The 10,270-nt window shown below is 70.2% G+C and carries 13 protein-coding genes; 7 read left to right on the top strand and 6 right to left on the bottom strand.

Features of this window, described 5'->3' with window-relative positions; genetic code table 11:
* Window positions 1-14: 14 nt before the first annotated feature.
* Window positions 15-584 carry an ATPase gene (locus A8G18_RS11970; RefSeq protein WP_064064057.1) on the bottom strand — a complete coding sequence of 190 codons (570 nt, stop codon included), beginning with the start codon at window positions 582-584 and terminating at the stop codon, window positions 15-17.
* Window positions 581-967, bottom strand: coding sequence for a TA system antitoxin ParD family protein (locus tag A8G18_RS11965; RefSeq protein ID WP_064064056.1), 387 nt, complete (start codon window positions 965-967; stop codon window positions 581-583). Before A8G18_RS11965 ends, A8G18_RS11970 begins: the two co-directional genes overlap by 4 nt.
* A 204-nt stretch (window positions 968-1,171) precedes the next feature.
* Between A8G18_RS11965 and A8G18_RS11960 the strand changes: the two genes are divergently transcribed.
* The 4 genes from A8G18_RS11960 (at window position 1,172) to soxR (ending at window position 4,926) form a co-directional block, all read left to right on the top strand.
* Entirely contained in the window at window positions 1,172-2,242 is a 1,071-nt protein-coding gene (locus tag A8G18_RS11960) for a class I SAM-dependent methyltransferase (RefSeq protein ID WP_064064055.1), read from the top strand.
* 67 nt (window positions 2,243-2,309) lie between these two features.
* A complete protein-coding gene (locus tag A8G18_RS11955; protein ID WP_064064054.1) occupies window positions 2,310-2,675 on the top strand; it encodes an HNH endonuclease in 366 nt (121 codons plus the stop codon).
* A 1,453-nt stretch (window positions 2,676-4,128) separates the two neighbouring features.
* Window positions 4,129-4,347 carry a hypothetical protein gene (locus A8G18_RS11950; RefSeq protein ID WP_016934994.1) on the top strand — a complete coding sequence of 73 codons (219 nt, stop codon included), beginning with the start codon at window positions 4,129-4,131 and terminating at the stop codon, window positions 4,345-4,347.
* An 87-nt stretch (window positions 4,348-4,434) separates the two neighbouring features.
* Window positions 4,435-4,926, top strand: a complete 492-nt coding sequence (soxR, locus tag A8G18_RS11945) for a redox-sensitive transcriptional activator SoxR (protein WP_064064053.1) — start codon at window positions 4,435-4,437, stop codon at window positions 4,924-4,926.
* 12 nt (window positions 4,927-4,938) lie between these two features.
* Here the strand turns inward: soxR and A8G18_RS11940 are convergent, their stop codons facing one another.
* Window positions 4,939-5,823 (bottom strand): alpha/beta fold hydrolase, encoded by an 885-nt coding sequence (locus tag A8G18_RS11940; RefSeq protein WP_064064052.1) that lies wholly within the window; start codon window positions 5,821-5,823, stop codon window positions 4,939-4,941.
* The gene (locus A8G18_RS11935) at window positions 5,820-6,053 is read right to left on the bottom strand and encodes a hypothetical protein (protein WP_064064051.1); all 234 of its coding nucleotides are present in this window, start codon (window positions 6,051-6,053) and stop codon (window positions 5,820-5,822) included. The genes A8G18_RS11940 and A8G18_RS11935 overlap by 4 nt, the downstream gene beginning before the upstream one ends.
* A gap of 139 nt (window positions 6,054-6,192) precedes the next feature.
* On the opposite strand from A8G18_RS11935, the gene A8G18_RS11930 reads away from it, so the two are divergent.
* Entirely contained in the window at window positions 6,193-7,242 is a 1,050-nt protein-coding gene (locus A8G18_RS11930; RefSeq protein WP_064064050.1) for an NAD(P)H-binding protein, read from the top strand.
* Between the two features lie 71 nt (window positions 7,243-7,313).
* Window positions 7,314-8,057, top strand: coding sequence for a VIT1/CCC1 transporter family protein (locus A8G18_RS11925; RefSeq protein WP_064064049.1), 744 nt, complete (start codon window positions 7,314-7,316; stop codon window positions 8,055-8,057).
* Window positions 8,058-8,109: 52 nt separating this feature from the next.
* On the opposite strand, the gene A8G18_RS11920 is transcribed toward A8G18_RS11925, so the two are convergent.
* Window positions 8,110-8,799: a ZIP family metal transporter gene (locus A8G18_RS11920; RefSeq protein WP_064064048.1), complete on the bottom strand. Its 690-nt coding sequence runs from the start codon at window positions 8,797-8,799 to the stop codon at window positions 8,110-8,112.
* 137 nt (window positions 8,800-8,936) lie between these two features.
* Between A8G18_RS11920 and A8G18_RS11915 the strand changes: the two genes are divergently transcribed.
* Window positions 8,937-10,133 carry a Fic family protein gene (locus A8G18_RS11915; protein ID WP_064064047.1) on the top strand — a complete coding sequence of 399 codons (1,197 nt, stop codon included), beginning with the start codon at window positions 8,937-8,939 and terminating at the stop codon, window positions 10,131-10,133.
* A 16-nt stretch (window positions 10,134-10,149) separates the two neighbouring features.
* Here the strand turns inward: A8G18_RS11915 and A8G18_RS22450 are convergent.
* On the bottom strand, window positions 10,150-10,270 hold a 121-nt coding region (locus A8G18_RS22450), incomplete at its 5' end, for a DUF2188 domain-containing protein (RefSeq protein WP_157100851.1).

The raw sequence follows: 10,270 nt of genomic DNA, 5'->3' as shown, positions 1-10,270 counted from the left end.
CCCGGGCCGGGATCTCAACCGAGGCCGGTGAGCACCGCCGGCGCCCACACCGGCCAGCACACCGCACCCACCGGCACCCCACCCGCGAACCGCCCCACCACCGCCGGAGTTCCGGACGCCGTGTCGTACACCGACGCCTGATCGGCGCGACCGATCGCCTCCACCACCAGCGGCCACAACCGCCGATAACGCGCCCGGATCTTGTCCTCGGGCACCGCATGGCCCCCGGCGGCCACCCGATGCTGCACCCGCAGCACCGACATCGTCTCGGGCACCAGCATCACGTGCAGCACCACCACATATCCCGCCTCGTGCGCCCGGTCGACCAACTCCAGCTTCGACGGATGCGAGAACACCGTCTCCGCGATGAACGACCGGCCCTGGCGCATCAGCCGGTCCCGCGCGTCGGCGGCGAGTTGCGCCGCCTCGTACGACATCTCCTCGGCCCGCTCCGGCCAGCGCTGCCGCGCGATCACATCCGCGTTGACGAACACGCTGTGCGGCAGCAGGGGAGCGAGGGACAACTCGACGAACGTCGACTTGCCCGAACCGTTGGGACCGACGATCAGATCCAGACGCCTCATGCGTCGCCGAGGACCCGGCGGCTACCGTCGGGACGTTGCTCGACCAGCCGGCCCGCGTCGTCGAGCACCACCGTGGTGACCCCGCGCGCGGCGAGCACCTCGGCGTAGTCGGTGCGGGCCAGACCGTCCGCCAGGCGCGCGTCGATCTCCGCGTCGAACAGGCGTCCCTCGGCGGCGGTGAGATCCTCCGGTTCCCGCGTCCCGGCCAGCGCCTCGTGCACCCGGTGCAGGGAGGCGGTCTCGTGGGCGGTCATCGCGCGGCCGATGCGGGCCCAGTATTCGAGTTGCTGGCGTCCGGTGCGGTTCTGGCGGCCGCCCTCGGCGATGGCGCTGTCGACGAGTTCGGCGTCGAAGCGGGTGACCTTGTCGGTGGACGACGTCATGACGACCTCCCGTTGTAGCAGATTGCTACCAGTGTAGCGAGGTGCAACCTCGACTGTGCAGTCCGTCCGTGCAGCACCACCGGTTCGTGACCTCGTCCGCCGCATCGCCACCCGGATCGACACCCGATCGAACCCGCCGCGTCGCCGGACGAACCCCTGCGCGACCTACCGTAATGTCCGTACCCCACCGCACGGAGGTGTGTGATGACCACCGACACACACGATCTCGATCAAGGACGCCTCGAACAGACCCTCGGACAACTCGTCGTCGACATGGGCGCGGCCATGAACGGCGCACTGGTGCTGATCGGCACCGAACTCGGACTGTGGGGCGCGCTCGACGCCGCCAGCCCGGTCACCAGCGAACAACTCGCCGCCCGCACCGGCATCCGCGAACGCTATCTACGCGAATGGCTCTCCGCCGAAACCGCCAGCGGCTATCTCACCTACGACCCCGACGCCGGAACGTTCACCCTGGCACCGGAACACGCCATGGCCCTCGCCCGCGAGGACAGCCCCGTCTACATGGCCGGCGGCTTCCACCTGATCGGCTCCGTGTACAAGGACCGTCGGCGCATCGCCGAACGGATCCGCGCCGGCGAGGGATTCGGGTGGCACGAGCACGATCCGGACCTGTTCATCGGCACCGAGCAGTTCTTCCGGCCCGGTTACCGCGCCAACCTCGTCGACGTGTGGCTACCCGCCCTCGACGGGGTCGTCGACACCCTGCGCAGCGGCGCCACCGTCGCCGACATCGGCTGCGGCCACGGTGTCTCCACGACCCTGCTCGCGCAGGCCTTCCCACAGTCCACCATCCGCGGATTCGACTATCACGACGCGTCCGTCGCCCGGGCGACGGAACTGGCCGCCGAACAGGGCGTCGACAATGTCACCTTCGAGGTCGCCTCGGCGACGGACTTTCCCGGGCGGGACTACGACCTGATCTGTTATTTCGACTGCCTGCACGACATGGGCGATCCCGTCGGCGCACTGCGGTACGCCCGCGGCGCACTCGCCGACCACGGCACGGTGATGCTCGTCGAACCGTTCGCCCGCGACAGCCTGCCCGAGAACCTCAACCCGGTCGGCCGGATGTACTACGCCGCATCGACGGTGCTGTGCACCCCGTCGTCGCTCGATCAGCCGGGCGCACTCGGGCTCGGCGCGCAGGCCGGGGAGCGGCGGATCGCGGAGATCGCCGCCGAAGCCGGATTCGGCTCCTTCCGCCGCGCCACCGAAACCCCGTTCAACCTCGTCCTCGAAGCACGCCCCTGAAGTGCTCTCCGGTCGCCGATCGGACCCATCGGCGACCCCGGTGACGTCGATGGGCCACGATCGGAGGATGGACCGCGTCACCCGACTCTCGCTCGCCCTCGACCGTCAGGACGGGCGGTGCCTGTGGTGTGGACGGGAGTTCGGCCCGTTGATCACCCCGACCACCGATCATCTGGTGCCACGCCTGAAGGGCGGCCCGAGCATCACCGCCAACGAGGTCGCCGCGTGCCGACGCTGCAACGCCGACCGCGGCCACATCGCACCGGTCGAATGGCTCGACCGATGCCGGCAGCGCGACGGCTGGGCGCCCGACGAGAAGCTGCTGACGCGGTTGCTCGAAGAGCTCGGCGACGAACTCGTCCGGGTCGGGGGTCATCGTCGTGCCCGGGATTACCTGTCCGCGCAGTTGCGGCGGTTGCGGCGACCGTCGTGAAGTCGGTGGATCGACTACCCGGAGACCGGAATCAATACGTCACAGTGACGTTTCGAGGTCGGCCGAGTCCCGGATGGAGGAGGGGGTCCACATCGTCGCCCATGCGGGACACACCGCCCGGTACAGCGACCCGTCGCAGTGCGGGCGGCGGCGTCAGCATGTGCCGCCAGGCCGACTCGCGTCCGCCGCCGGCGGCGCGGGGCCGCGAGTGCCGGGCAGACGAACATCAACGCGCCGATCGGCACGGTCGACCTTGCCGGAGCGTGTTGCCACTGCCGCGCCGAGGATATCGACGCAGAGGCGCGATCACAGCAGGACCTTCCTGTGGTCCCATAAAAACGTCACTGTGACGTTTTTGCGACGGCCGGACGGACGAGCAGGGGACGAGGGCGGCGGGCCCGGAAGGTCACCTCGGGCGTGCGAGACAGCGGACGGGCGCACGGCGACGGGCCGGCCAGAGGCCGAGGACCGGGTCGGTGCGGATCGGGCCCGGCGGATGCGTGGCAGATCGAGCGTCGGGAGCGGGTCGGCGCGTCGCGGTTCGCACGCCGCACGACGCGGAGCGAACAACACGCGCCGGACGGCACTGCGCGCGACGCGACGCTGTGGCGTGCACCGACGTCGCGAATCTGCAAATCAGGACGTCGGCCGGGAGCATCAGGATCATCGGCGTCGAAGTCCAGGTCACGGCACACATCATTATTGCCGATAATCTATATTATGTTAACTAAAGTGGAATCGGGCCTCCTCCGGACGACTACGGCAGGGCGCCTGAGCGGTTCGACATCCTCGCATCCGTATTCGTTTCCGTATCGATGCGACCTCACTACGGGGTCCCGCGCCACCGGCCCGACTCTGCTCGATCCCAGCCGGGCCGATCCGGACTTCGGCTCGATCCGGCCCCGAGGCCGGATCGCGTCGGTGAACCGATCACCACAACAGTCACCGTCGGCGCTGCGCCGATGCACAGCTTGCCGACGGGTCCGATGCGACGACACCATGTGGTCGACGTCGCGTGCACGCTCTGCACGCGGTGCATCATGCCGAGTGATGCACGGGTGGCGATACGGATGAACCCCGTCCCCCGAGGTGTAGATGCCACCCGTCGCCCATTCCCGCCTCTTCCCTATTTGATGGATAATCACCGTTATCCACGAATACTCCACTGCCGCAATTGAGTTCGCTTACAGATGACATTCTCCTCGACGGGGTTACGGCGTCGTGCGGCCTTCTTCGCCGGGCCAGCCCCCCAATACCGACCGCCTGTTCCCACCCCACCTCAGCGGCAGACGGCGGCACGCGCACCCCGGGTTCGGCAACCTCAGGATCGCGCACCTCTCCCCTCCCCGGTCACCCCTCGCCACGTCCTACGATTCGTCACGGTGACAGTGACGTTGCACGATCTCCGCGTGGTGCTCCCCCGGCACCTGCCCGCAGGTTCTACGGTGGTCGCGTGACGATCCCCGCATCGAGTTATCTGTTCCAGGCCCGGACGTTCGTGAGCGGTTCCCGTAAGTGGCGGTTCGAGGCCGCGCTGGCCACCGCGCGGGTCTGCGAGCGTTTCGAGCGACCGTATCCGAAGTCGGTACGGTCGCTGGCGCACACCGCCTACGACATGCTGCGGATGGATGCGCCGGAGGTCGCCGCCGAGTTCGGGCCCCCGTCGTTCTGAACCCGGCCACCCGGCGTGTGCGGTCGCCGTCCCGGTACCGTGCAGCACAACTCGATCACGATGTCTGCGCGGCGAGGAGAGGCACCGATGAACCCTGCGATCTGGCTGACACCCGGCCAGTTGGCCGACCGTTCCGGGGTGGCGGTCTCGGCACTGCACTACTACGAGTCGCGGGGGCTCATCACCAGTCGCCGCACCTCCGGCAATCAGCGCCGCTACCGCCGGGACACGCTGCGCAAGGTCGCGTTCATCAAGGTCGCCCAGGGCGTCGGGGTGTCCCTCGACGAGATCAAGGAAGCGTTCGATTCGCTGCCGGACAGTCGCGTGCCGACCACCGCGGACTGGGCGCGGCTGTCCCGGGCATGGCACGACCGGCTGACCCGCCGCATCGAGGATCTCACCGCGCTGCGTGACAGTTTCACCGACTGCATCGGCTGCGGCTGCCTGAGCCTGGCGTCGTGCCCGCTCGCGAATCCCGGCGACGTACTCGGGGCGCAGGGGCCGGGTCCGCGCCGGCTACCGGTGCACGACGATCCCCCGGTGGGGCCGGCGCCGCGCACAGAATCCTCGTCCGGCTGAACCCGCCGGAGGTCAGGCGCGCACCGCGTCGATCTGCTGTACGAACCGGGCGGTGGCGGCGGCGAGTTCGCGCGGGTGGGAGCGCGGTGACCAGTGTCCGGCGTCGAGCGGCTGGATACGCAGGTCGGTGACCCAGTGGGAGGTGTCCTCGTAACTCACCGGGCGCACCGCGCGGTCGCGCAGGTTCTGGATCACCAGCACCGGGACGTCGGTGCGCCGCGCGCGGGGCCGGGCGAGCCGGGCGCGGATGTTCGCGCGGTACAGGGACAGTCCGTGCACCATGTCGTCGGCGAGGGTCGGGGCGACGGGTTCGATCGCGGCGGGGTCGGTGCGGTCGAAGAGTCCGACGAAGGCCGGCCAGTGGTGGGAGAGCCAGCGGCGCAGTACGGGATTCGGCAGGCCCGGGATCTGGAAGGCGAGAGTGTAGGCGGAGGCGAGGGTCTGTTCGGCCGGTCCGAGCGGGCGTCGCTGTCGGAGCCGTCGACGTAGCCACAGGCCGAGATGGTCGAGGTTGGGGCCGGACACGGAGGTGTAGGAGGCGATGCGGTCGCCGGCGTCGGGTTCGCACACCGCTTCCCAGCACAGCACGGCGCCCCAGTCGTGGCCGAGCAGGTGGACCGGTGCGTTCGGGGCGAGGGCGTCGATCACGGCGTGCAGGTCGGCGGCGAGGTGGTCGAGACGGTAGTGCGCCACCTCGCGCGGGACAGTGGAGTTGCCGGCGCCGCGGTTGTCGTAGCGGAGGATGCGGAAGTCGTCGGCGAGCAGGGGTGTGATGCGGTCCCACAGGGCGTGGGTGTCGGGCCAGCCGTGGACGAGGACGAGGGTCGGTCCGTGCGGGTTGCCTTCTTCGACGACGTGGAGCCGGACGGGTCCGTTCGTGACGGTGTGGGTGGTCATGGCTGTCCTCGCGTCTCGGGGGCCGGTGGATGGTCGCACACGCTCCGGTCCGGGAAGGGGCGGCGCCGTAGGGCGCTCGCGATGGCGAACAGGGATTCGGAGACGGAGGTGGGTCGTCCGCGGCGACGCTGGAGGAGGTGTGCGAGCGCGGACAGCAGGCCGGCGCCGAGGGGCACGGCGAGGACGAACAGGATTCGACGTCGGAGTAGTTTTCCGGACAGCATCCACATACGAGATTCCTTCGCGACCGGCCACTGTGTTTGTAACCAACGGTAACACTATCTTGGCCGGTGGGATCCGTCCTCGATGTTTTGCGACAGGCCCGGCCGGTGCATCCACCCGGAGAGTCGATGAGGAACGGGGCGGCAGATGAGGGTTCTCGTGATCGGTGCGTCCGGCTACGTCGGCAGCCGGGTCGTTCCCGCCTTCCTCGCCGCCGGTTGCACGGTGCGGGCCGGCGTCCGCGATCCCCGCTCCCTGCAGCGCTTCTGGTGGCACGACAGCGTCGAGAGCGCCGAGGTGGACGTCACCGACGGGAACACTCTGCCCGCGGCGCTCGCCGAGGTGGACGTCGTGGTCTATCTCGTCCACGGTATGCGTTCGGCGGAATTCCGGGAGGTCGATCTCGCGGCTGCCCGCGCGGTGCGGCACGCGGTCGAGGTGTCCTCGGCGACCCGCATCGTCTACGTGTCCGGTTTCGTCCCCGAGTGCGAGCCGGAGGCGCTGTCCGAACATCTGCTCTCCCGGTGGGAGGTCGAACAGGAGCTGTCCCGGTCGAGCCGGTCGGTAATCACCCTGCGGGCCGGGATGGTGCTCGGATCCGGGTCGACGAGCTTCGAGGTGCTGGGCCAGCTCGGGGGGAGGCTGCCGGTGACAGTGGTGCCGGACTGGATGAACTCGAGGGTCGAACCGGTCGCGGTCGTCGACCTGACCGCGGCGGTGGCCGGAGCGGCGGTGTCGGAGCTGTCCACTCGGTCGTTCGATGTGGGATGCGGTGAAGTCCTCCGGTACCCGGAACTGCTGCGGCTCTACGGCCGGGTCACCGGGATGCCGCGTGCGCAGGTCACCCTCTCCGGGCTGCCGGAAGCGGTGATCGGCCGGATCGGGTCGTGGCTGACGGAGGTGCCCTCCGAAACCGTTGCGGCTCTGATGGAGAGTCTGCGGCACGACATGACGGCCCGGGACTGCCGGTGGATCGGCCGCCTGGTGCCGTCCGGCTACCGGCCTGTGGGCATCGAGCGGGCGTTGCAGCGCGCGGTGCTTCCCGCCGACACGAGCGTCCCGTACGGGGCTCGGGACCCGATGGGCCCACTGCCCGGCGATCCGGACTGGGCGGTCGCCGCCGCGGAGGCCCGCCGATATTCGGCGCAGGGTATCCCCCCGCGGCGCCGGGCGCGGATACGCCGGCGCGACGACTGAGCCCTCGGGGTCGAGTCAGGTAAGGATGTCCGTCCTGTCGCCTCTCGGGGGTCCGGTGCTAGCTTCTCGACATGTCGCTACCGAACCCGCCGTCGGCGAACGATTCCCGGGGGCAGCACGAGGGCGCCGAACCGCACACGGGCGGGTTGGCGAGCAAGCTCAACTGGTTGCGGGCGGGCGTGCTCGGCGCGAACGACGGGATCGTCTCGACCGCGGGGCTGGTCGTCGGTGTGGCGGCCGCCACGACGGACGAGTCGACGATCCTCACCGCCGGGGTGGCCGGGCTGGCCGCGGGCGCGGTGTCGATGGCGCTGGGTGAATACGTGTCGGTGAGCACGCAACGCGACACCGAGCGTGCGGCGCTGCACACCGAGCGGCGCGAGCTCGCCGAGATGCCGGAAGCCGAGCTCGACGAACTCGCGGGGCTGCTCGAGAGCAAGGGCTTGTCGGCGGTCACGGCGCGTGCCGCGGCCGAGGAGCTGACGGCCCGGGATCCGCTTGCCGCCCACGCGGAGGTGGAGTTGGGGATCGATCCGGCCGACCTGGCGAATCCGTGGGTGGCGGCGCTGTCGTCCGCGGTGTCGTTCACCCTCGGGGCGTTGGTGCCGCTGCTGATGATCGTGTCGGTGCCGGAAGCCGTGCGGATCCCGGTGACGTTCGTGGCGGTGTTGTGTGCGTTGGCCGCGACCGGATCGATCAGTGCGTGGCTCGGTCGGGCCCGGCGGGGCCGGGCGGTGCTGCGGGTGGTGCTCGGTGGGGCGCTGGCGATGGCCGTGACCTATGCGGTGGGTCAGCTGTTCGACGTGGCCCTGTGACATGGCCCTGCGGCGCGGACGGTCGCGTCGTGATCGTGCGCGGCGGGCCGGTTCATGCGCCGAGCGCAAAGGCGATCAGGAATCCTGCCGCGGTGCAGATGCCCACCCACCAGCCGCCTTCCCGATAGGCCTCGGGCATCAACGAGTCGGCCATGACGGCGATGGTGGCGCCGCCGGCGAAGGCCTGGATCAGGGAGATCCCCGCCTGGGGCAGGGAGTCGGCGAAGGCCGCGGCCACGACGACCACCGCGACGAGCAGCACGGCCGTGATTCCCCAGATGGCCAGGGCGGTGCGGTGTGGGAAGTCCGCGCGCATCGAGGCGGCGCCGGCGACGGCTTCGGGGATGTTGCCGACCGCCACGGCCACCAGCAGCACGAGCCCGGCGGAGCCTGCCTCGGCGAGGGTGGTGCCGAGGGCGGCGTTCTCCGGGATGCCGTCGAGCAGCGCACCGAGCATCAGGGCCCATCCCAGGGCTGCGGGACCGAGTTTGTTCTCGATCAGGTGGTCGGCGACGACGTAGACGAGCGTGCCGAGCATCAGTGCGCCGCCGGCGGCCCACAGGCCTTGATCGGCGAAGGCGGGGGCGAACAGTTCGGTGGAGACCGCGGCGGCCATGGCGCCGGCGCCGAAGGCCATCGATCCGGCGAGCACCGGTCGGGGCAGGTCGTAGCGCAGTCCGATCACGGCGCCGAGGAACAGGGGCACTGCGGTGCCCAGTCCGTACCACAACGCTGTCCACATCGCGCTGTCCTCCGGTCCCGGGATGGGTGTGCTGTTCCCTGCTTGGATGCTTCGGATACCCGGGGGACGGCTCGGGGAACCGAGAGCCGCACCTCCATACCATCGGATAATCGACTATCCAATGGTATGCTGCGGATGTGGCCTCGCCTGACGTTGCTTCCCGGTGGCCTGCGGTCACCTACGAGCAGCACCCCTGGAGCAGCGGCGACACCTACGGCTCGCGGCGCGAACGGCGCCTCACCACCGGCCCCTACCGGGCCGCCGTACCCCCCTTCATCGCGCACCGGCCCGTCCCGCTCGGCGGCGACCTGCAGGCCCTCACCGAGGAAGCGGCCACGGAACTGACCCGGTTCGACGTCGAGGTCGGCCACATCACCGCCCCGTTCGCCTCCATCCTGCTGCGCACCGAGAGCGCGTCGAGCTCCGAGATCGAGAACCTCTCCAGCGGCGCCCGGCAGATCGCGCTGGCCGAACTCGGCGAACACGCCTCCCGCAACGCCCGCCTCATCATCGGCAACGTGCGCGCGATGCGCGCGGCGCTGGAGTTGTCCGATGCCCTCGACGCCGACGCGATCCTGCGGATGCACCACGCGCTGCTCGAGCACGACGATCCGGCGATCGCGGGCCGGTGGCGGCAGCAGCAGGTGTGGATCGGCGGCGGCAGCCTGGGCCCGCACACCGCACAGTTCGTGCCGCCGCACCACGAGCGGGTACCGGAACTGATCGACGATCTGGTGGTCTTCGCCGACCGGGACGATCTGCCGGTGATGGCGCAGATCGCGGTCGCGCACGCGCAGTTCGAGACCATCCATCCCTTCCCCGACGGCAACGGCCGCGTCGGGCGGGCGTTGATCCAGGCGATGCTGCGGGGCGGGCAGCTCACCCGCAGCGTGGCCGTGCCGGTCTCCGCGGGACTGCTGCACAACACGGCCGAATACTTCGCGGCGCTCGGCGCCTACCGCGCCGGTGATGTCGAACCGATCGTGCGGTCCATCGTGGACGCCTCGTTCGCGGCGGTCACCAACGGCCGCACCCTCGTCGCCGATCTCGGGTCGGTGCGAGAGATCTGGCGGAGCCGGGTGACGGCGCGGCGGGACTCGGCGGTGCACCGGCTGGTGGACGTGTTGCTGCGGCAGCCGGTGATCGACAACCGCACGGCCGCGGCGGCGCTGTCGGTGACCGGCGCCAACGCCCAGATCGCGATCGACCGGCTGGTGGACGCGGGGGTTCTCACACAGATCACCGAGGGTCGCCGCAACCGCCTCTGGCAGGCGAAGGACGTGGTGCGGGTGCTCGACGAGTTCGCCGCGCGCGCCACACGCCGCCGCGGCTGAGCCGGCCGGAACCGGTTCAGCCCGGGATGTCGCGCGGATCGTGGCCGTAGGTGTTGCGTTCGCCGATGCTCCCGTCCAGGTTGTGGACGAGATGTTCGACCTTGCGTCGGCGCGCTTCGTCGCGGCCGGCCGCGACG

The sequence above is a fragment of the Rhodococcus gordoniae genome, assembly GCF_001646655.1.
GTDB classification, from domain to species: domain Bacteria; phylum Actinomycetota; class Actinomycetes; order Mycobacteriales; family Mycobacteriaceae; genus Rhodococcus; species Rhodococcus gordoniae.
This window is presented reverse-complemented; position numbering and strand designations above follow the sequence as displayed.

What these genes read in the sequence shown, in the direction of transcription:
- A8G18_RS11970 (WP_064064057.1), bottom strand. Translation starts at nt 584, where the DNA reads ATGAGGCGTCTGGATCTGATCGTCGGTCCCAACGGTTCGGGCAAGTCG.
- A8G18_RS11965 (WP_064064056.1), bottom strand. Translation starts at nt 967, where the DNA reads ATGACGTCGTCCACCGACAAGGTCACCCGCTTCGACGCCGAACTCGTC.
- A8G18_RS11960 (WP_064064055.1), top strand. Translation starts at nt 1,172, where the DNA reads ATGACCACCGACACACACGATCTCGATCAAGGACGCCTCGAACAGACC.
- A8G18_RS11955 (WP_064064054.1), top strand. Translation starts at nt 2,310, where the DNA reads ATGGACCGCGTCACCCGACTCTCGCTCGCCCTCGACCGTCAGGACGGG.
- soxR (WP_064064053.1), top strand. Translation starts at nt 4,435, where the DNA reads ATGAACCCTGCGATCTGGCTGACACCCGGCCAGTTGGCCGACCGTTCC.
- A8G18_RS11940 (WP_064064052.1), bottom strand. Translation starts at nt 5,823, where the DNA reads ATGACCACCCACACCGTCACGAACGGACCCGTCCGGCTCCACGTCGTC.
- A8G18_RS11935 (WP_064064051.1), bottom strand. Translation starts at nt 6,053, where the DNA reads ATGTGGATGCTGTCCGGAAAACTACTCCGACGTCGAATCCTGTTCGTC.
- A8G18_RS11930 (WP_064064050.1), top strand. Translation starts at nt 6,193, where the DNA reads ATGAGGGTTCTCGTGATCGGTGCGTCCGGCTACGTCGGCAGCCGGGTC.
- A8G18_RS11925 (WP_064064049.1), top strand. Translation starts at nt 7,314, where the DNA reads ATGTCGCTACCGAACCCGCCGTCGGCGAACGATTCCCGGGGGCAGCAC.
- A8G18_RS11920 (WP_064064048.1), bottom strand. Translation starts at nt 8,799, where the DNA reads ATGTGGACAGCGTTGTGGTACGGACTGGGCACCGCAGTGCCCCTGTTC.